Below are 20,602 nucleotides of genomic sequence, written 5' to 3'. Positions count from 1 at the left end.
AGTTGCATAACACGATTCCTGTGCGGTCGGGTGCCTACACCCGACCGCAGCGCCGGGTGTAGGCACCCGGCGCCACGAAGCTTGAGAGTAAGTCATTGAGGCTGTGCAACTGATTCTAAGAGCCTCTGACGAAATAAAGGCTGAAAGACCTCCTCACCCGATCCGCCCTCCAAGCGGATCGACCTCTCCCGGAGGGAGAGGTTAGTCGCCCGCGTTGCTGAGGGAAGGTGCCGGGGGATTCACATCATCGGAGTTCAGATCGCTTTGAACCAACCCATCGAGCGTGGAACACGAGCCTCGTCGGCCGGACGCTCTGGGTGCCTTCAGTCAGCTATTGAAGTCAGGCGGGGCGTGCCGATCTCTGCTTCTTGTTGAGGCATCGGTCGACGCGGTCGCGGACCGCGGCCATTGAGAATGGCTTGGCCACCACATCGAAACACCCCATCTCGCGGCATCGGCGTTCATTCTCGGCCGAGGGATACCCGGTGATGACCAACACTTCGGTCGTGGCGTCGATCTGTTTGGCGGTGCGCAGCACGGTGAATCCGTCGACCTGCGGCATCATCAGGTCGGTGATGACGAGGGCGTAGTGCGCCTGCTTGAGCATGTCCACGGCGGAGCGACCATTGTCGGCCGTGGCGACATGGTAGCCCGACAGCAGTTGCGCGAGGATGTCGCGCAGGGGTGGCTCATCGTCCACGATCAGGATCGCCGCCGGCGGACCGGGCGATAAGGGTTTGGTCGATTCATTCATGTTTGTTGTCGGCGGCCACCCAAGACTCGCTGGTCGCAGGTTGCGTCATCGTGTCCGGGATTTCGATGTTTGGCGACGTTGCTTCTTCCGACGTCGGCGGGAACGAGACCGTGAACGTGGTTCCCACGCCGACGGTGCTGTCCACGCTGATGTTGCCCCCCATGTCCTTGACCAGGCCATAGGTGACCGAGAGCCCCAGGCCGGTCCCCTTGCCGATTTCCTTGGTCGTGAAGAACGGCTCGAAGATCTTGTCCATGTTGTCGGAGGGAATCCCCTCGCCGGTGTCGGTGATGTGGGTTCGTACCTGACCATCGGCCAATTCTGTCGTGACCGTGATCCGGCCCTCGCCCTTGATCGCCTGGACGGCGTTGATCAGAATGTTGGTGAAGATCTGCTGCATCTTGCCGGGGTGACCCAGGACGCGCGGCAGTTTCTCGGCCAGGCGGACATCCACGGTGATGTCGCGTGTGTCCATCTGGTGGGCCAGGAATGAGAGGGTCTCGCCGACGATCTCGTTGCAGTCGAGGGGCGCGATTTCCTCGTGGGCGCTGGTGCGGGCGAAGCGGAGGAGGTTTTGCACGATCTGCTTGCACCGCAGCGTCTGGCGTTCCATGTTGTCGATGTAGGCAATGAACTTGGGCACCTCGCCCGGCGGGATGCCGGCGGTCTGCTTGGCGCGCATGTGCTCGCCCGCCAGTTGCGCGTATCCCATGATTCCGGCCAGGGGATTGTTGATTTCATGAGCGACGCCCGCCGCCAGTTGACCGATGGCGGCCATCTTTCCCGCCTGAATCAGTTGCTGTTGCGTTTCCTTGAGTTCGACGACAAGCGCCTCCAACAGGTCTTTCCGGACCAGCGCTTCCCGGGACGCTTTCAGATCGGCGGTCATCTTGTTAAAGGAGGAAGCCAGGTCGCCGATCTCGTCGCGCCGTCCTTCGACGACTTTGCAGTCGTAGTCGCCGCCGGCGACGCGCTCCGTGGCGCCCACCAACTCGTTGATGGGGTGGATACTGAGGCGCACGAGAATGGACGTCCCCAGGACCGCCAACAACACGATCACCAGCGTGATCCACGCCATGTTGCGGCGCATGGCGCCGATGGTTTCTTCCACGAAGTGCGTGGTCATGCCGATCTGGGCGTAGGCGATCACGGTGGGAGCGCCCCCCTCGGTCCCCGCGACATCGTACAGGCCAATGTCGCTGCTGGGCTCGTCGCCCGTCTGGTTCCGGACGACAATCGGCGTCTGAAAGCTCACGGTGGCGCAGCCATCGTTGTCGGACACGTCGTTCACGTTCGGCATGGGGGGCGTCGACGTCGAATCGGCGGCGCCTGTCTTTGAGACGCCACAAACGCGTTGCGCCAATACGGTTCCGTTCGGCTCGATGACACGGGCGTACAGGACCTCCTTCTCCGCCATGATGCCATCCAGGAGGGCCGCCACCGCGGCCGTGTCCCCAATCAAGGTGGCATAGGTAGCATTGTATGCGAGGTTCTTGGTCGAGATATTGCCGCGCATCATCAGTTCGGCCCGTATGGCGCGGCTGCCGTGGTACAGTGACATCGACATCAACGAAAAGGCCAGGATCGCCATCAGGACCGAGATGGCGGCGATGGACTTCTGTTGGATGCCGATTCGCATGGTACTCACGGTCTCCCCGTTCGGTCCTGCCCGTCAGAAAACCACGACGTTGGAGTCTTCGACAACACGTTCGTCCATCGGGATGCGCATGTGCTCCCGGACCTTGAGATTGAGGGCCCGGACAAAGGTCCTCGGTGCCGTGTGCGGCAGCCGTCCGGGAGGCTGTCCGGCGAGGACGCGAATCGCCAATTCCCCGGCCTGACGGCCAATGTCCGTGTAGTCACATTCCAGCGCCAGGAGGGCACCGGCCTTGACGTAGGCCGACGACAGGCCCATCACCGGCACGCCGGCCTTGATCAACTCGAATATGATGTAGCGAGAGGAGCGCGGTGTCAGGACGGTCTCATCGGGGATCATCCAGAGGACGTCGATCGAGTCCCGCAAGCGACGCACGGCATCGGGAATGACCTGCTCCGAATTCGCCCAGGCGACGACCAGCGTAAGTCCACGTTGCGTCACTAACGTGCGGATCTTCTCCACGACCGGCCCCGTCCGGGACGGGTCGGAAATCACGCCGATGCGACGCACGGATGGGAACACGTGGATGATCTCTTTCAATTGCATTTCCAGCGGGATGTTGAGCGTGGCGCCGGTCAGGTTCTTGAATTCCGGCGGCGAAGCGTCCGGTGCGACGCCCGGCGGCGCAAGCACCATGGAGTAGACGGTGGGGATGTCGGTGGGGTGCTCAGCGGCCCCCCGCGCGGCGCGCGTGCCGAGTGCCAGGATCAAATCGGGACGGGCATTGCGGACGTCACGCCAATTGGCGCTCGCACCGGAATCGTCGCGCGCCAGCACGAAGGGCAGCGTGACTGCCTCGTGTCCCGTTTCCGTGAGCTTGCTGATGAATCCTTCGAGGGCGAGATTGTACTCCGGGAGGTCGAGGCTCTTGACGACGGCGATGCGGACTGTCCCGGGTGATGTTTGGGATAGCGTCGGCTGCGCCATGGCCGCGAAGACCAATAGCGCGACCCACGTGGCTCGAAGCACCCGCACCCGGCCAGAGACGTCCAGGTTCGTGCCCGATCTTTTGAACCGACGGATCAGCACGCCGATCTCCGCGCCCTGGTGTCACCACCGGCTGAGACGGGGGCACGGGGGCAGGAGTCCCGTCGCCGTGCTCGGATCACTCCAGACAGATGACCCGGCTCCCGACGAGCGTTGGGCGTCGGAGCGAGGGTCATCGAGATATCCGATCCCGATCCGCCAGCCTCAAAACGCAAAAGTCACCGTGAACAAGTGGTTGTTGTCGAATACCCCGGCGTCCGCCCAAGCGTAATCAATGCGCGTCTGCGTCGTCCCGAGCGGGAGTCGCAGCCCCACACCCGCCGAAAACCCATAGAGATACTCGTCGGTCGCGGCCGTCGTGTACCCACCGCGGAGAAACAACTGGTCGGACACGCCCCACTCCGTGCCCAGTCGGAACTCGTCCTCGGAAAAGTTGTTCGACTGGAACGCGCCGGTCAGCCGCCATTGCTGGTTGTTGCGATGCCAGGCGTCCCAAGCGAATCCGAATTGGACGAACGACGGAAGTTCAAACGACGCCGACTGGGTGCGACCGTCGGTCGTGGAGCCATTACCGCTGTTGAGCGGCACGTCAAAGTCGGGGCCGTCGAACGACATCTTGGGGCCGAAGTTCTTGACGACGATGCCGAAGGTCATCCCCTTCCACGGGGAACGATAGACGAAGCCGACGTCGAAGGCCACCCCCTGGGCGGTCTCGTTGTAGATCTTCTCAGCGACGAACTGGCCATTGATGCCGAGCGACACCTGGTCGGTCAACGAGCGGGCATAGGAGGCGCCGACGGTCACGAATGACGTTGAGAATGTCTCACCGGTTCCATCCGGCTGATGCGTCGTGTATATCTCCTCGTCCCCGGCGGACAACACTTTGGCCGACAGGCCGATCACGCCCGCCGATCCGGCGTTGTGAGCGAACGCCAGATGGGAGAGCGTGATGTCGGCGATGTACTGACGGTGTGAGAATCCCAGCTCGTTTCCGGCAATCGCCGCCGCTCCGGCCGGATTCCAGAACCACGCCTCGGTTCCTCCCGGCTCGGCCATGACCGAACCGCCCATCGACACACCCCGTGCCCCCGTGGGAATGAGCAGTTCCAGGGCGCCGCTGGTCCCGATGCGACCCGAGTCGCCCGCTTGGACCGCCGCGGGAATGACGGCCACCACCGCGACCAGTCCCAGTATCCCGTATGCACGCATCTTCAGACCTCCATCTCTCACAACACGGACACGACCGATCAGAATTGCTTGAGTTTCTCTCTCTCCGTGAAAATCGCCAACTTGCCGACCCTGGCTTTCAGACCCGGGGCGGTCAGGCGCCAGATGAACAAACCGCTGGCGGGCGGAAGCCCACTCGTCGTCAGGACATCCCAGGTCACGTAGGATGCCACCGGGTCGTCCTTGGCGACGCGACGGATCAACTCACCGGCGAGATTGTAGATCTCCAGCGTCGCCTCGCCCGCCGGGATATTCACGAACTTGATCATCCGATGATTGGGATCGCTTTCCAGATCGGTGCGGTGGAAGTATGGGTTCGGTACGGGGTGCACGTTCGAAAGCGATGGGCCGGCCGATTCCCCCGAGGCGATCTCAATCGATGGTGCCGTAAACGTGAACCGATCGCCCGGTTTGTTGTACCGGGCGACGGTGAAGCGCAGGACCTGGCCATCGGCCAGTTCCGCATTGGAGTGACCCTCGGCCACGGTCGGCCACCAGGCATAGAGCACGTCCATGTCATCGGCGTCGAAGTAGATCGACCGCGTCGTGTAGTACTCGTCCGGCGTCTCCGCGTAATCGCTGTTCATGATGAACAGGTACTCCCGTCCGCCCGTCACGGGATCTTCATCGGGCGGGAGCCAGGCATTGTTGGCGGAGGCCAGATTCACCTGCTCGACGAAGCAGACGTTCAATTGCCGCGGCGGATCGTGGCTGACATCCCAGGCGGTCAAGGGCACGGTACCCATCCCCGCGTACTGGTAGTTCGGGGATGCGCCGCGGAGATAGCGGTAGGCCGTCTGGGTTGTCGTGGGAGAGAAGCGCAACTCGACGTTGACCAGTTGGGTGGGATCCTGGATCGATGAGCTCCAGAAGTTCATCCCGGCGTCAATCCCGCCGTGGAAAAATCCCCCGCCCCAATTGACCCCGGTGACCCAGGCATTTCCGCCCGACCACTCAACATCCTTGGTCCCAGGATCGGGACCGGCGACTTGGACCATGAGCCCCTCGGTCAGCGGATACGTGTAGTCGCCGCTGGAGTTGGTCTGGTCGGCCAAGAGCCGCGCGCCGGACGTCAGGTTATCGAGGTTCCATGACAGGTCGGCGTTGAACGTCACGGCATAGTCGTCTCCGGTGACTTGGGTCGGCTCCAGGACCCGCACGGTAACCAGTCCTTCACTCTGCCCTTCCACGTGCTGTGCAGAATCGATGAGTTCGAGAGCGTTGGAGTTGGGGATAATCTCGATACCGCGAATGCGGCCTTCCAGCACCTCGCTCAGCGACCCGAGGAGGTTTGGCCCGACACGATATTCCTCGACGGAATTCTCGTCGTAAGAGTAGGCGGTGACCGCGAAGTAGTAGGGACGGTGGTTGACCAGTCCGCCACCTGCGATGTAGTCGGAGGGAATTGTCAGGTTGTTTCGCAACCCGTTGTCGGAGCCGGACTGTACCAGCACTCTCTGAGTGGCGCCGATCTGGGCATCGAACTCGTCACGATAGATGCGTGTGATCCCGTCCTCGAGATCGAAGGTGGCGATCTTCTTCCACGGTCCGGCAATCGACGTCCCTTGATAGACGTTGTAACCTTCCATCACGAAGCGCTGACCGAGCACGCCCGACTCCTGCACATCCCCCTCCGCCTCCTGGCCCCAGATCAGCTCGACGCGATTGGCCAACGGCTGGAACCAGACGGTCGGTGCCGGTGGCGGGAAGGGGATGTTGAAACTCAGATCGAACACCGACTGGGCTTTCCGGTCCTTGTCGCGCAGGTCGGTGATGGACGACAGAGCATCGGTCGATTGACCGACGATGACGGCGGCGACGACCTCCTGCGTGTCGCCCGGAGCCATCACCAGCGGCCCGCAATTCATCATGAAACGACGGTCGCCGGCGTTCACATCCAGCCAGCCGGCCCCGGTGACCGGATCACCCGGGACTTGGAACAGCGTGGTATCACCCTCGGGGTCGACGACAGGATCACCGTTGGGAAAGAGCCCGCGCATGTAATTGTAAGTCTCCAGCGCGTTGGTCGGGTCGGTGCCGTTGACGTACTTGTTGAATGAGGTCATCGGAAGATTGCGGTACCCTGGAATCCAACGTCCCTGCTGATAGGCGGAGTCTCCCGGCGCGGGGACCATCGGCCCCTGCAAGAAATCGAAGCCGACGGCCGGGACGCCCTCACCGTAGGTCTGATCGGGCCCTTCATTGTAAGCGAAGCCCAGCGACAGGGTGGTGTCGCAGCCGACAAGGTCATCCCCGGCATCGCCGACGTCGGCATCACACCAGAGCGAAATGTAGGTCTCGTCCAGCCGGTTCGATCCCTTGTTGATGATGAGGAACTTGATATAGATCGTGTTGCCGAGAGCTCCGCCGCGGCCGTAGGCGAAGGTGGTCTGTTGCACCTCCACGCCCAGGGGCGCTGTGGATCCGGCGCGGTGCGTGTGCGCACCGGGGTCCGCGTCGTTGTAAACCGACCAGAGCGTCTGATCACCCAAGATCAACGGAATGCGATTGCCGCTGCCGTCGAGCGAATCGCCGCCGGCGCTGTTTTTCAGAGCGGGTGCGCCGTCGGCGAATGGCCAGTTGGCGTAGTCCGGGTTGCCGGCAGCATCATCGCCGCGGTTGATCTTGTAGACGCGGAAGCGTCCCTGATCGGGGACGAAGGTCCCATCGTCCATGCCGCCGGGGGAGAACTCCGTGGATGCCTCGGCGAGCGTCACACGCGGCTCGGCATTGACCTTCGCGCCGATCCAGATTCCAGCGCCGAAGATGACCGTGTTGTTTGTGCCGCGCGGAAAGTACAGGCCGTCGGTCTTCCCGAAATACCCGGTCGGGTCGTAGGCGAACGTGCCGACATTGGACACCAGCATCTGCAGGTTGTTGACGCCGATGTAGGATCGATTGTCGATGGCGGCAGCGTACGGCCGGTGGGCCGGTGGGCTGCTGAGTGCGGCGGCTCGCACTCCCACCGCCGGAGTGGCGGTCACGGCGGCGGCCAACAAGATCAAGCGGACGGGTTTCATGGTCGCTTTGGCTCCTATGTTTCTAAACACCACGCATCGAGAGCAGCACCGGTTCAGAATGACACCTTCAAGCCGGCGCGGATTTGCCGGGGCACGTCATAGTTCAGCGGATTGTCTTCCCGCAGCGTGTACTTTTGTTCACCGGTCAATTGCGATGAGTCGTGGGACTCATCATAGCTGTCGCGCAGTCTCTGGCCGTCCGGGGTCTCCAGCCATCCGGTGGAATTCGGGAGTCCGGAAGACGTGTAGACGTTGAGCACGTTCTTGCGGTTGAGCAGATTGATGATCCACAGTTCGAGCTCCGTCTGCAATCCGGCCAGCTGGAAGGCCTTCGTCGCCTTGAGGTCGAGTTGCATGCGCCAGGCGGAGTACCGGGAGTTGACGGCGCCGGACACGGGGCCGCGGTTGGAGGCGAGCGTCACCTCATTGTAGACATCGGTCGGCGTGTAGGGGAAGCCACTGCCGGCTTGGAAGGTGGCGCTGATCCCGGAGTTGGCGAAGATGCGCCGGCCGGCCAGCTTCGGACCCTCGTGGTCGCCGGCCCGCAGATCAAGGATGCCCACGAGCTTGTGTCGCTGATCGAAGTCCAGCGGTGAGGCCGTCTTGGGGACCTCGTTTGTGCCATACCAAGCGATGTTGCCTTGCGTGTTGGGGTCGGAGCCGGTTCCCGTGGCCTGCGCCAGCGAGTAGGACAGGTGCAGACCAATGTTGCGTGATCGCTGCATGTCGAACGTCAATTCCAGACCTTTGATGGTGCCGAAGTCGGTGTTGCGATAGGTGGCATAGCTGAAGGGCGCCGACGGCTGGTTTTGCACCTGCGTCAGTCCCTTGACATCCTTGTAGTAGGCGGTCACATCGAACGAGGTCCGTTCGCCGATCTGCCGGGTCCAACCGACTTCATAGGCCGTCGTACGCTCGGGCCGGAGATTGGGGTTGCCGAACGGGAAGTAGTAGCCGCCGGTCTTGATCTTGTATTCCAGGTACTCATAGGACACGTACAGATTCTGCAGATCGGGACGCTGGACGAACCGGCCGTACGACGCATGGAACACCGACTGTTCTGTCACCGGGAAGGCGATACCAAGGCGCGGTGACAACTCGGTCTCGGGACGGCTGTCTTCGAGATCCTCGGGATCGAGTTGCTGGGCCTTCTGCCTCTGTTCATCGGTGGGGTTGGGCAGGTCGGCGTAGCCGAACGGGTCCAGCGGCCGGGTTTCATCGCGCAGCCGTTTCGTGTTGACGTTGAAGTAATCGAGGCGCAGCCCGGCGTTGATCACCAACCCCTGGAGCTCGAACTTGTCCTGAACATATGTCGCGAACGTGACCGGATGCTTGGCACCTTGCAGGCCGCCGTCTTCCTCGCCCTCGCCGGTGATGTCATAACCGTAGCGGTCGACGTCGTCAAATCCATGGCGACCCTCCCCATACCCCTGCCAGACCCGGGAGGGGATGAGGTGTTGATAGCGCCGCAAGGTATGGCGCTGGAACTCCATCCCCGCGCGCACCTCGTGGTTCGGATGCACCTGACTGACGAGGTCAAACACGCTGCCGACATAGGATGAGTGACGGTGCAGGTAGTTGTTCCAAATGGCGGCCTCGTCGCCGCGGATCGGATAGGTGCGGCCGTCGATCACGGTGTCTTCGATCGTGGTCGGACCATCGATGTCGTCCCATGACCAGAACAACTCGGTGGCGTCGAACTGCGCCGGCGAGCCGGGACGACCATAGGCCCAAATATCGTCGAACAGGACTCCGTCGCCGCGTTCCCGCTCGGTCATGAAGTAGTTGGCCGAGACGGTGAAGAACGTGTGTGGATTGACCACGTGTTCCAAGGTGGCGTAGAGCGAGCGGTTCTTGTCTTCGAGGCGCGGGGCATGCTCCGGGTTGAACAGCCACTGCCGCTGCCAGTATTGCCAGTCGTCCTGCGATGACAGTCCGCCCAGCTTGAGCTCCGTCGATGGCGTGAATTTCCAGTTCAACTTGCCGCGCCAGGTGTATCCGCCGTTGCTGTTGTTCGGCTGCGGACCACCGGCGGTGGCGGCGGGACTGCGATCACCCTGCCAGCGTCGTTCCGCGGAGGCAATGAAGCGGATATTGTCGGACAACCCGGCCAGGGGACCGGAGATGCTGGCATCATATACATTGTAGTCGTAGCTGTCCCCGTGGAAGTTGTCGGTGATCGCTTCCACCGTGCCGGCCAGCTTCTCGGTCCCGTCCTTGGTCGTCACGTTGACGGCCCCGGAGGCGATCCACCCGTACTCGGCATTGAATCCACCGGTCACGATCGACACTTCCTTCAGGTCATTGTTATTGATCTGAGTCGTCGAATTGCCGGTGAGCGGATCCTGCTGCGAGAAACCGTCGACGAAATAGGCGACTTCGGAGGTGCGGCCCCCGCGCACGTTCAGTTGGTTGGCGGTGCGGACGACGACGCCCGGTTGGAGGGCGACGATGTCGCGGTACCCGCGCGTCGGCAACTCCTGGATCTGCTCGCCTTCCACGATCCGCAGCGAGGCCGTGCGATCCTTGATCACGACCGGACGCACGGCGATCACCACGATGGTGCCCATCTCCACCGGCTTCGACGTCAGCGTGATGTCCTGCTCCGTGTTGAGGTCCACGGAGACCTTCAGGTTCTGGACCTCGATCGGCTGGAAGAGCAGCAACTCGTTCTCCGTCGGCGACGATGTCTCCCCCAGCACCGATGCGGTCAGCGTATGACGTCCCACAGGAACGTTGAGAATCACATATCGTCCCTCGGAATCGGTGCGGGCGGACAGAGACGTGCCCAGCACCTGAACGAGCGCGCCCGCGATCGGCTTCCCTGTTTCTTGGTCAATGACCGTGCCGGAGATCTTCCCTGTCGTTCCGCCCTGTGCGACGGCAAGCATCACCAGGATGGAACAGGCCAGTATCGTCGTTGCCGCGACACGTGTCTTCAACCGTAGCCTGTAGTACGGTGACATACGCACATCCCCTCCCAGCATCTTCCAGACTGTTCGATTGTGATGATCGTCGGTTCCCCGGCCGATCGGGCCGTATCACCCTCTGACACCAGACCGATTGCGATTTCTGATCCGTGGCGGTGTCGTGCCTGACAATGCGGCTGACGACCGCCTGCCATTCCCGCCTCTTCGCCAAAGCGGCGTGTTCGAGGCGCCCTTTATGTGTAATGTCGGAGTTGTCGCGGAATCCTGAACAAGCAGCGACAGACTACGTCGACAGTGGGAGAAAGGCTCTGCACGGTCTGTGCAGAGGTTTGCACAGTGTCGAGAACGGCTCCTCGTGGGAGAGAATCAGCGGTCGGGGAAGACCTGTCCGGGGCGGTGAAGCAGTTGCGCCAGGCGGGCGAAGTCGTCGGCATGGAGCTGCTCCGCGCGCTTCTCCAGTAGGTCAGGGCAGAGATCGCGGATGCGCTGCCAGCCGGCGGCCGTTAGTCCCGGGATGGCGCCGAGATTGTTGGCCATGATCTTGCGCTTCTGGGCAAAGGCACACCGGACGACGTATTCGATTCCGGGGGCATGTTCGATCCCGGGCGTCGTCGGTACGAACTCGATCGACATCACTGTGGATGTGACACGCGGCGGCGGATGAAAGGCGCCTGGAGGTATGTCAAACAGCGCGCGGCCGCGGGCGCGCGCCTGAAACCAGATCGATGAGGCGGCGCGCCCTCGTTCGCCCGGACCTGCCAGCAGCCGCTGCACGACCTCACGCTGCAAAGTGAACACGGCACCCCCAAACCGCGAACGCCGTGCGAACGCCCACTCCAGAATCGCATGGCCGATCCCGAAGGGGAGATTTCCATAGAGCCAGCACGGGTCTGGCGGTTCGGCGTCGGGCGGCAGATTCAGAATGTCGGCCCAATAGACTTCGACAGGTCCGCCGGGCTGGAACTTCTGACGGAGCATCCCCACCAGCCGACGGTCTTTCTCCAGTGCCAATACACGTCCCGTCCCGACCAGCGTCGCCAGTCGCTCCGTGAGAAATCCCTTGCCGGCGCCGATCTCGTACACGCAATCGGTTGGTTTGACCGGGAGGGCGGCTGCGATTCTGTCGGCGACGGCGCCGTCGATGAGGAAGTTCTGTGACAGCGATCGGCGGGCGCGCAGCTTGGGGCGCGACGTGCGCCCCGTTGATCGTTGAAAGGAGGATGAGTCCTTCATCGTCGCCTACACCCACGGCCCACGCCGTGGGGCGATTCTCTTTCGCCCCTTCGGGGCTCATTCATCCGGGAGGATTCACCGGCCGCGATCATTTGGGAAGAGAAAAGAGCCGGGCGGCGTTGGCGTCGGTCACCTTGCCGATCTCCTCAACGGTGAGCCCGCGGAGTTCGGCCAGCTTCTCCGCGACAATGGGAATGTATGCCGGCTCATTGCGCCGTCCACGATGCGGGTGCGGCGCCAAAAAGGGACAGTCGGTCTCAAGGAGGATGCGATCGAGACGGGCCGCGGTCGCCACGCGCGCCATGCCGGAATCCTTGAACGTGAGAATGCCGTTGACCGAGATGTGAAATCCGAGGTCGATGGTCTTCTGCGCCTCGGGTGCTGTTCCGGAGAAGCAATGAAAGACGCCGCCGTTCGCGTAGGCCTCCGTCTGCAGCAGGATCGCGAAGATGTCGTCGAATGCTTCTCTATTATGTATGACGATCGGCAGACCGAGGTCACGCGCCACGGCGATTTGATCGATAAAAGCGCGTTTCTGCAGGTCGCGCGGCGACATCTTCCGGTAGTAGTCGAGGCCGATTTCGCCGATGCCGACGACCTTTGGGTGATCCGCCAGGCGCTTGAGCCGTGCGGCCGATTGTTCCCCGCCCCAGGTCTTCGCGTCATGCGGGTGCACCCCCAGTACGGCACAGACCGATGCATGTGCCTCGGCCAAAGCCAGTATCCGTTCACATGACTCAAAGTCGGTGGCGATATTGATGATCGTGTGCACCCCAGCGGCGTGGGCGCGAGCGATCACGTTGTCGCGGTCATCGGCAAAGTCGGGGAAGTCGAGATGGGCGTGGGTGTCGATCATGCGCGGGGAGTAGGGGCGTATGGCAATACGCCCCTACGAGAGATGGCATGTCAACTGATCGTGGCGCCTGATTCGAGCGGGCCGTCGGCGGTGAGCAGGCGCAGGGTCTTGCCTTTCGATGCTGCCAGGAGCATCCCCTGCGAAGCGACGCCGCGCACGGTCGCCGGCTGCAGATTGGCGACAACGATGATCGTTTTGCCGATGAGGTCCTCGGGTTTGTAGTGCTCGGCGATCCCGGCGACAATCTGCCGGCGCTCCTCCCCGATGGCGATCTGCAATTTCAGGAGCCGATTGGCGCCTTCCACGCGTTCGGCGGCGATCACCTCGGCGGTGCGCAGTTGCGCCTTCTTGAATTCGTCGATGGTGATGACATTCTCTGGAGTGGATGATTCCGACACGGTGATACGCTCCGTTCTGGTGGATTCGGGCTTCTCCAAACGGGGGAAGATCGGCCCGTCGAGATGGAAGGGGCCGGGGCAAAGACCTCTTGCGTTGCCGTCCAATACCGGAGAAAGGCCTCCTATCGACAGCTCGGTGGAGGGATTCTCGAACCCGAGTGCGCGGAGAATCTCCAACGACTTATTCGGGATGGCGGGCGACAGAACGATCGCTACTCGTCGGATTGCCTCCGCGGCGACTGACAGGACGGTTGCGAGTTCGTCGCGGCGTCCCATTTTGGCCAGATTCCATGGCTGGTGCTCTTCCACAAAGCGATTCGTTTCGCGTACCAGCTCCATCCCCGTCCTGATAGCCCGGTCGAGATCCGGCCCGTCATCCTCGAATGACCATATGCGGGACCGTAACGCCATTGCGAAATCATGCGTGCAACTGTGCACCGGCATCTGGAGGCGATATGCGATTCCGTTCTCCCAGTCGATCCCGACTGGGCAGGGCTGCCGCCCTCCGAAATGCTTCTCGATGAGTGCAATCACTCTGGAGACGAGATTTCCAAGGTCGTTTGCGAGGTCGGCGTTGTACTGCGGAACAAAGGCGTCGGCCTTGAGGTCACCATCCATCCCAAACGGAAATGGGGTCAGCAACAAATACCGCGTCCCATCAGCGCCGAATTGATCGACGAGACGATGGGGATCGAGCGTGTTGCGCAAGCTCTTGCTCATCTTCTGTCCATTCACGGTGAAGTAGCCGTGAATGAACATACCTTGAGGAGGTCGCTCACCGACGGCCAGAAGCATGGCCGGCCAGTACACGGCATGGAACTTCAGTATGTCCTTCGCCATGATGTGAATGATGGAAGCGTCGGTCCACCATCTGGCGAAAGACGCCGGATCGTCGCCGTAGCCGATCGCGGTGATGTAGTTGGGCAACGCATCGACCCAGACATAGGCATTCTGGGTCGGGTCCCACGGAATGGGAATCCCCCAATCCACCTTCTCCCGTTCACGGGAGATCGAGAAATCCTCAAGCCCCTGCTTGAACAAGCCGAGCACTTCATTCCTGCGCTCCTCCGGCAGGACGCGGATCGATCCTTCGCTGATGCGTCGTTGCACCTCGGGCAGAAACGCTGAGAGGCGAAAGAAGTAATTCCGCTCACGAAGTTCCTGGGGCTTGGTCAGATGATTGGGACAGAGACCGTCGACCAATTCCTTTCCGGTGATGAACTTCTCACAGCCGAGGCAGTAGAGGCCGGTGTATTCGTCTTCGTAGATGACAGGCTTCCCGTCGGGGTCGGTGGCGTCATGCAGGCGCTCGAGCAACCGGGCGACACCTGCTTCATGGCGCTGGTCAGTCGTGCGGACAAAGTAATTGTACTCGATATCGAGACGCTTCCATGCGTCTTTGAAGTGCTGGGCGTGCAGGTCGCACCACGCCTTCGGCTCCATGCCGTTGGCGCGGGCGACCTCGGCGACTTTGGCGCCGTGCTCGTCGGTGCCGGTGAGGAAGAAGACCTCGTGCCCGAGCAACCGCAGGGCCCGGGTCAGGTAGTCGGCGACGATGGTTGTGTAGGCGTGGCCGATGTGGGGCTTGTCGTTGACGTAGTAGATCGGCGTCGTGATAAAGATGGGGCGCGGCGCGTCTGGCATGGGAGGAAGGGAGGATGGGATCGTGCTGCCTGTGCGCGGGCACGGCAGGCCGTGCCCCTACAAGGGAATCACAATGTAACGTGCCGCGCGAGTGTCATTCAAACCACGACGTCTTCTTGCGTTCGCGGCGACGGAATTCGGCCAACGGCACCTTGGCCTGACGACCGTCGGCGAGGCGCACGAATACCTGCTCGCGCAGGATGTGAGCGCCTTCGACCGTGCCCGGGCCTTCGTCGGTCTCCCAAGGGAGGCCGGCCTCCGGATACAGACGCGAGGCCTCCCGGTAGTACCCGCTTTCATATCGCAAGCAGCAGAGCAGTCGTCCGCAGTTGCCGGAGATCTTCGCGGGGTTGAGCGACAGATTCTGGTCGCGCGCCATCTGCGTGGTGATCGGCTCGAACTCCTTCAGGAACATCGTGCAGCACTGCTCATAGCCGCAGACGCCGACGCCACCGACGCGGCGGGCTTCGTCGCGCGCGCCGATCTGGCGCAATTCGATGCGGGTCTTGAACAGTCCGGCCAGGTCCTTGACGAGGGCGCGGAAGTCGACCCGCTTGTCGGCGGTGAAGTAGAACGTCATCTTGTTGCGGTCAAACTGCCACTCGGCATCGACGACCTTCATCTCCAGCCGCCGTTCCTCCACCATGCGACGGCAGGTTTGCCGCGCCTCGAACTCATCCTGCCGGTTCTTCTTCTCGTGCTCCAGTTCCGCAGCGGTCGAGACACGCAGGATCGGCAGCGGCTTGACGCGTGCTCTCTTGGCGTCCCCGGCCGACAGATGCTGGATCACGCGGCCCAAATCCTCGCCGCGCTCCACCTGGACGATCACCGGGCTGCCGACTTTGATCGGCAGATGGTATTCATCCCGGTAGAACTCCTTGCGCGCTCCCTTGAACTCCACCATGTACACCGGCTGCGGTACGGCCGGAGCGGGTTCGGGTGCCGGCTGCGGTGCTACTGTTTCGACGGTGTCGGACATCGGTAGGACCCCAATGTGTCCGCGGTGCGAACGGAAGAAGACAACACCGCGAGACACGCTCAATGTCCCGTGCAAAAGCGGGCAAGTCAAGGGGTTGTTCGGCGGCGAATCGTGCCGACGTGCGGCTACGCGCATCCGAGCCGCCGCCGCAGTGCCAGAAATGTCCCGATCACGGCGTGGCGCGCGGCAACATTCACATAGAGCGTGCTGCGGCCGTTTTGCAGAATGCGCCAGCAGGCCCAGGCGGTCTCGGCGTCCGGTATGGGAGCCCCAACGGCGCTCCGGTCGGAGCTGCCGTTTGTGTGCAACGCTCGTTCACAGTCACGCCGCAGCAAGATTGACCAGACATCGAATGCCATCAGCATCTGGTCGAAGCCGATCCGACGGCGACCCGCCGAAGAGAATGTCGCATCAATCTGTTGCAGCAGGTCGGAAGCACGCACCTGGAAGGAACCATCCCACAGTGTGCCGACGGTCCGGCGCCAGAGCTCGGCCTCTTCCGTGGCCAGACGCAGGGCATTGCCCCAGCCGCCCCCCGACAACCGGGCGATGGGCTCGGCGCGTTCGGCATTGATGCCCTGCTCATTCATCAGACGTTCCGCAATGATCTCCGGGGCCACCGGGGCGAACCGTACACGTTGGCAACGCGAGACGACGGTCGGCAGCAGTCGAGCCGGATCGGCGCTGGTCAGAATGAAATAGGCAGACGGCGGCGGTTCTTCGATCGTCTTCAGCAGAATCGTCTGGGCGTCCCCGGCCATTTGCTCGGCGCCGGCGATGATCGTGACTTTGGCGCCGCCCTCGACCGCGGTTTTGTTCAACTCGGTGATGAGGGCGCGCACGCGTTCGAGCGTGATGTAGGGACGCTTCTTGAAACGGATGACCGCATACGGGTCAGCGCGTTTGGCCTCCAAGAATGCCGCGGTGTCGTCCTCGGCGGTTTCTTTGGGAACGGGGAAGAGCGCATGCCAGTCGGGGTGTGTGTACGAAAGCACGCGACGACATCCGTCGCATTCGCCGCAGGGGCGACGAGCGACCTCTGTCTGCCGACACAGTAGTGCCTGCGCGACCCACTGGGCGGCGGCCCATTTCCCGACGCCATCCGGACCGACAAACGACTGAGAACGTGCCAGGCGGTCCAACCGCATCGCCTGCCGGAGCGTCCGCTCGGCGGACGTCTGTTGCCAGAAGGGGGCAGTCGGGATCAACGGTGTGGACATTGGTGGGGCGGTGGGTACACAGCACCCACCCGACGAGCGTTGATTGGGAAGTACGGAGCGCCGGCGTGCCGCTCAGCGTTTCATGGAATCCAGGAAGCGCTCGTTGTTCTTGGTCTTCATCATGCGGTCGACCAGGAATTCCATCCCTTCGACCGGATTCATGTCGGAGAGGAACTTCCGCAGTATCCAGATCTTGTTGAGTACGTCCTCGTCCAACAGCAACTCTTCTTTGCGGGTGGAGGAACGGTTCAGATCGATGGCCGGGAAAATGCGCCGGTTCGACAGCCGCCGATCGAGCACCAACTCCATGTTGCCGGTTCCTTTGAACTCCTCGAAGATCACTTCATCCATGCGCGAGCCGGTCTCGATCAGGGCCGTGGCGACGATGGTGAGCGAACCACCCTCCTCGATGTTGCGCGCGGCGCCGAAGAAGCGTTTCGGCCGCTGCAGCGCATTGGCGTCGACCCCACCGGAGAGGATCTTCCCCGAGTGCGGCACGACGGCGTTGTGGGCGCGGGCCAGACGCGTGATCGAGTCGAGCAGAATGACCACGTCCTGTTTATGCTCGACCAGCCGCTTGGCCTTTTCGATCACCATGTCGGCCACCTGCACGTGCCGCTCGGCCGGCTCATCGAAGGTCGAGGAAATGACCTCGCCTTTGACCGAACGCTTCATATCGGTGACTTCTTCCGGACGTTCGTCGATCAGCAGTACCATCAACCTGACATCCGGGTGATTGTTCGTGATCGAGTTGGCGATCTTTTGCAGGATGATGGTCTTGCCCGCCTTGGGCGGGGAGGTGATCAGCCCGCGCTGGCCACGACCGATCGGCGTCAGCAGGTCAATGATGCGCGTGGAGAGATCTTTCGGGTCAACTTCGAGACTGAACTTTGTCTGGGGGTAGAGCGGCGTCAGGTTGTCGAAGAGGATCTTGTGCTTGGCGACGTCCGGGTTCTCGAAATTGACGGCCTCGATCTTCAACAGGGCGAAGTACCGTTCGGTCTCCTTGGGCGGACGCACCTGTCCGGAGATCGTGTCGCCGGTCCGCAGATCGAAGCGCTTGATCTGTGAGGGCGACACATAGATGTCGTCGGGGCCGGGAAGATAGTTGTAGTCCGGTGAACGCAGGAAGCCGTATCCCTCATCGAGAATCTCCAGGACGCCCTCGGCGAAGATGAGGCCGTCCTTTTCGGTGTTGGCTTCGAGAATCTTGAAGATCAACTCCTGCTTGCGCAGTCCCGAGACGCCGGGAATGTCGAGTTTTTCGGCGATGTCCAGAAGCTCAGCGATCGTTTTCGACTTCAGTTCAATTATGTCCATCGACCACCTCCGGGGGGTCGGCGGAACCGCAACGGTTCCTGAGAGGGTTCATTGATTGACTGGTGGAGTCCCGGTCGCAAGACCGGGCTGACAGTGGGCCTAACAGGGGGAGCCGCGCGGGGCCGTCGGGATGCGACTTTCAGTCTTCGGGCAACTCACGGCAGGGCGCATCACCCCAGAGTTTCTCCAGGGCATAGAAGTCACGGGTGCGCGGGAGGAAGATATGCACAACCACATCGATGAAGTCGACCAGGATCCAGCCGGTGCCGCGATACCCCTCAGTCTGCCAGGGCCGGATCTGCTGTTCGCGCAGACGGTCGGTGATGTGGTCGGCGACGGCGCGCGCTTGGACTTCGGCGTCGACCGAGCAGATCACGAAGTAATCCGTGACCGAAGAACGCTTGCGCAAGTCGAGGATGCGCACGGAGAATGCCTTCTTCTCGCGGGCGAGTTTCCCCGCGGTCAAGGCCAGCCGCGCGGACGTTATGGTGTTTCCCTCCTTTGGGTGTGTCGGGTGAAAGACATCGTGCCATTCTAAGGCCTGCGGCCGGCGCTTTGGGGTGCGTCGGTCACGGTCGTGGTCGGGTCCACGGCATTGGATCCCAGGACCAGAGTGAAATCGACTCCCAGATCATTGCTGCGTTGAGAGCCGTCGGCGATTTCCACGGGGCCGACGCCCAGCGCCGAGAGTACGGCGCGCAACTGCTCGGGCGACAGCCGGCGATTGATCACAAACGAGCGTCGAACGTCGGTCCGGTCAAAGTTCCCCATGTCGACGACGTCGAACCGCATGCGGTCGACCTGCAAGCGGCCCACGTGTTCGGCCACCTGCCGGGCCAGATTGGCGCGCCCGCAACCATTCAGTATCTGGGCCCGCACGATGATCGGAGCTTCGCGCACCTCCGGCCGGGAGTATGACAGCCGCGTGGAGAACGAAAAGACGAACACGCAGATGAGCGCGGTCGCCAGAACGATACCGACATCCAAGAGCCGTACCTTCCAACGCGGCGTGGAAGGGGTCGAGCGGTTGCGACGGGGTCGCGACGTGCTTTCCATACGGTATTGAGGGGATAGGGTTTGCCTGCCGGCAGGTCGGCTTCTACCAGGATCGTGGACCAAAGGGGCCCCACCAGGAGTTGGCGCGCCAGATATTGGATCCGCCATACGGCCAGACGACGGCCGGGATCGTTTGGTAGTCAATGGAAAGCAGGAAGTTGTTCGATGGGTGATAGTCGAGTCCGAAGCTCGGGAGAAACTGCCCGGAACCCAGAACCGATCCTCCCGACCGGTCGGAAGCGCCGAACGGCTGATGGGCATACGACAGGCCGACCCGCAACGTCAACGGTTTGAACAAGTCGTACTCGAGCATGTTCGAATACAGCCCGAGCGAACCCGAACTTCCCCCGCCGGAGAAGTAGGAGAGCGAGTAGGATTGGTGCATGCGCAGGCGGCTGGGATCCAACAGTGCGAAGCCCAACGCCTTGGGTGCCCCGGTCAGGTCGCTGACACGAGGAGCGCCGCTGAACGAGGTCGCCCCACTCGATGCCTGGCTGGTTGTGCTTTGGGCCGCAGCACCAACAGCACCGGCCAAGAGCACGATGATAGTCGCCACAATGATGCGCTTCATGCCAACAACCCCAACACTCCCAGATGTCTGAACTCGCAATGTCTGGGAAAAGACCGCCCCTCCGGAGGCTATCATAGCGCCCCTCCCGAGTTTGTCAAGCCCAATTGCGTCCTGCCGGCCCGAACGATACCCTCGAATCGTCGCGGCTGAGCTCCCACACTATTATACTGTCGGCCACCGGCCCCATCGGTCAACCTTGTCTGTCCTCGCAAGTGGTTTACACGCGAGTCGCCTCAATGTTCCGTGAGCAACATATTGATCGACAAGGCGTTAACGAACGGGCTGTCGATGGTCTCGTGTCCGGTCCTCCAGCCCAAGGCTTTTGGGGATCAACGACCGTCGATCCGATCGGACGCTGGCCCTATGGGACCTTCGACCACAGTCTTTCGCTTGGTTGTCACTCATCGCCAGCGGCGAATCCCGCACAGGGACTTGATCATCGAGCCCTCACTGCAGCTCCGGTCAGAAACGTCCGAGTCTTGGCTTCCATGTCCCGTCAGATGTTGATCTTCATGCCCCCGTAGACGATCCGTCCATATACCGGTGCGTAGATGAATGCAGCATCGTCGGTGTGCTTTTCGGGCTGAACGTAGCCGGTCAAGTTGCGAGCTCCCACGTAGACGCTGATGTCCTGTTTCAGCTCCAGTCGGACAGATTTAGCATCTAAAAGTTGATGGTTTGCGTCGGTTCTCCGGGCCAGATTAGGGGACGGAGGACGGATGTATGGACGAGGATCATGGGACGCCGCTG

16 protein-coding genes are annotated in these 20,602 nt (G+C 62.0%); all 16 read right to left on the bottom strand.

The features are described from left to right. Positions 1 to 340 precede the first annotated feature (340 nt). On the bottom strand, positions 341 to 754 hold the full coding sequence (locus AB1792_10440) for a response regulator (protein ID MEW5702635.1): 414 nt from the start codon (positions 752 to 754) through the stop codon (positions 341 to 343). Then, positions 747 to 2,393, bottom strand: a complete 1,647-nt coding sequence (locus AB1792_10435) for an ATP-binding protein (GenBank protein MEW5702634.1) — start codon at positions 2,391 to 2,393, stop codon at positions 747 to 749. Before AB1792_10435 ends, AB1792_10440 begins: the two co-directional genes overlap by 8 nt. Before the next feature lie 33 nt (positions 2,394 to 2,426). Continuing rightward, on the bottom strand, positions 2,427 to 3,440 hold the full coding sequence (locus AB1792_10430; protein MEW5702633.1) for an ABC transporter substrate-binding protein: 1,014 nt from the start codon (positions 3,438 to 3,440) through the stop codon (positions 2,427 to 2,429). 162 nt (positions 3,441 to 3,602) lie between these two features. Then, the gene (locus AB1792_10425) at positions 3,603 to 4,607 is read right to left on the bottom strand and encodes a PorV/PorQ family protein (protein ID MEW5702632.1); all 1,005 of its coding nucleotides are present in this window, start codon (positions 4,605 to 4,607) and stop codon (positions 3,603 to 3,605) included. Between the two features lie 38 nt (positions 4,608 to 4,645). After that, entirely contained in the window at positions 4,646 to 7,645 is a 3,000-nt protein-coding gene (locus tag AB1792_10420) for a hypothetical protein (GenBank protein MEW5702631.1), read from the bottom strand. 53 nt (positions 7,646 to 7,698) lie between these two features. Beyond that, positions 7,699 to 10,611, bottom strand: a complete 2,913-nt coding sequence (locus tag AB1792_10415; GenBank protein MEW5702630.1) for a TonB-dependent receptor — start codon at positions 10,609 to 10,611, stop codon at positions 7,699 to 7,701. A 330-nt stretch (positions 10,612 to 10,941) separates the two neighbouring features. Then, positions 10,942 to 11,808 carry a 16S rRNA (adenine(1518)-N(6)/adenine(1519)-N(6))-dimethyltransferase RsmA gene (gene rsmA / locus AB1792_10410; protein ID MEW5702629.1) on the bottom strand — a complete coding sequence of 289 codons (867 nt, stop codon included), beginning with the start codon at positions 11,806 to 11,808 and terminating at the stop codon, positions 10,942 to 10,944. A gap of 88 nt (positions 11,809 to 11,896) precedes the next feature. Beyond that, positions 11,897 to 12,664: a TatD family hydrolase gene (locus tag AB1792_10405; protein MEW5702628.1), complete on the bottom strand. Its 768-nt coding sequence runs from the start codon at positions 12,662 to 12,664 to the stop codon at positions 11,897 to 11,899. A 50-nt stretch (positions 12,665 to 12,714) separates the two neighbouring features. After that, positions 12,715 to 14,706 (bottom strand): methionine--tRNA ligase, encoded by a 1,992-nt coding sequence (gene metG / locus AB1792_10400; GenBank protein ID MEW5702627.1) that lies wholly within the window; start codon positions 14,704 to 14,706, stop codon positions 12,715 to 12,717. Between the two features lie 94 nt (positions 14,707 to 14,800). Further along, positions 14,801 to 15,685, bottom strand: coding sequence for a regulatory iron-sulfur-containing complex subunit RicT (gene ricT / locus AB1792_10395; protein ID MEW5702626.1), 885 nt, complete (start codon positions 15,683 to 15,685; stop codon positions 14,801 to 14,803). A 125-nt stretch (positions 15,686 to 15,810) separates the two neighbouring features. Continuing rightward, positions 15,811 to 16,905: a hypothetical protein gene (locus tag AB1792_10390; GenBank protein ID MEW5702625.1), complete on the bottom strand. Its 1,095-nt coding sequence runs from the start codon at positions 16,903 to 16,905 to the stop codon at positions 15,811 to 15,813. 72 nt (positions 16,906 to 16,977) lie between these two features. Then, on the bottom strand, positions 16,978 to 18,225 hold the full coding sequence (gene rho / locus AB1792_10385; protein MEW5702624.1) for a transcription termination factor Rho: 1,248 nt from the start codon (positions 18,223 to 18,225) through the stop codon (positions 16,978 to 16,980). 139 nt (positions 18,226 to 18,364) lie between these two features. Next, complete coding sequence (gene rsfS, locus AB1792_10380) at positions 18,365 to 18,691, bottom strand: ribosome silencing factor (GenBank protein ID MEW5702623.1); 327 nt, start codon at positions 18,689 to 18,691, stop codon at positions 18,365 to 18,367. Positions 18,692 to 18,759: 68 nt separating this feature from the next. Beyond that, positions 18,760 to 19,281, bottom strand: coding sequence for a LytR C-terminal domain-containing protein (locus AB1792_10375; GenBank protein MEW5702622.1), 522 nt, complete (start codon positions 19,279 to 19,281; stop codon positions 18,760 to 18,762). Between the two features lie 43 nt (positions 19,282 to 19,324). Next, complete coding sequence (locus AB1792_10370; GenBank protein MEW5702621.1) at positions 19,325 to 19,852, bottom strand: hypothetical protein; 528 nt, start codon at positions 19,850 to 19,852, stop codon at positions 19,325 to 19,327. A gap of 496 nt (positions 19,853 to 20,348) precedes the next feature. Next, positions 20,349 to 20,602, bottom strand: a 254-nt coding sequence (locus tag AB1792_10365) for a hypothetical protein (GenBank protein MEW5702620.1), incomplete at its 5' end; no start/stop codon positions are given.

The organism is Candidatus Zixiibacteriota bacterium, from assembly GCA_040752595.1.
GTDB lineage: Bacteria > Zixibacteria > MSB-5A5 > WJJR01 > WJJR01 > JACQFV01.
This window is presented reverse-complemented; position numbering and strand designations above follow the sequence as displayed.

What these genes read in the sequence shown, in the direction of transcription:
- AB1792_10425 (MEW5702632.1), bottom strand. Translation starts at nt 4,607, where the DNA reads ATGCGTGCATACGGGATACTGGGACTGGTCGCGGTGGTGGCCGTCATT.
- rho (MEW5702624.1), bottom strand. Translation starts at nt 18,225, where the DNA reads ATGGACATAATTGAACTGAAGTCGAAAACGATCGCTGAGCTTCTGGAC.
- AB1792_10390 (MEW5702625.1), bottom strand. Translation starts at nt 16,905, where the DNA reads ATGTCCACACCGTTGATCCCGACTGCCCCCTTCTGGCAACAGACGTCC.
- rsmA (MEW5702629.1), bottom strand. Translation starts at nt 11,808, where the DNA reads ATGAAGGACTCATCCTCCTTTCAACGATCAACGGGGCGCACGTCGCGC.
- AB1792_10420 (MEW5702631.1), bottom strand. Translation starts at nt 7,645, where the DNA reads ATGAAACCCGTCCGCTTGATCTTGTTGGCCGCCGCCGTGACCGCCACT.
- ricT (MEW5702626.1), bottom strand. Translation starts at nt 15,685, where the DNA reads ATGTCCGACACCGTCGAAACAGTAGCACCGCAGCCGGCACCCGAACCC.
- AB1792_10435 (MEW5702634.1), bottom strand. Translation starts at nt 2,393, where the DNA reads ATGCGAATCGGCATCCAACAGAAGTCCATCGCCGCCATCTCGGTCCTG.
- AB1792_10405 (MEW5702628.1), bottom strand. Translation starts at nt 12,664, where the DNA reads ATGATCGACACCCACGCCCATCTCGACTTCCCCGACTTTGCCGATGAC.
- AB1792_10370 (MEW5702621.1), bottom strand. Translation starts at nt 19,852, where the DNA reads ATGAAGCGCATCATTGTGGCGACTATCATCGTGCTCTTGGCCGGTGCT.
- metG (MEW5702627.1), bottom strand. Translation starts at nt 14,706, where the DNA reads ATGCCAGACGCGCCGCGCCCCATCTTTATCACGACGCCGATCTACTAC.
- AB1792_10375 (MEW5702622.1), bottom strand. Translation starts at nt 19,281, where the DNA reads ATGGAAAGCACGTCGCGACCCCGTCGCAACCGCTCGACCCCTTCCACG.
- AB1792_10440 (MEW5702635.1), bottom strand. Translation starts at nt 754, where the DNA reads ATGAATGAATCGACCAAACCCTTATCGCCCGGTCCGCCGGCGGCGATC.
- AB1792_10415 (MEW5702630.1), bottom strand. Translation starts at nt 10,611, where the DNA reads ATGTCACCGTACTACAGGCTACGGTTGAAGACACGTGTCGCGGCAACG.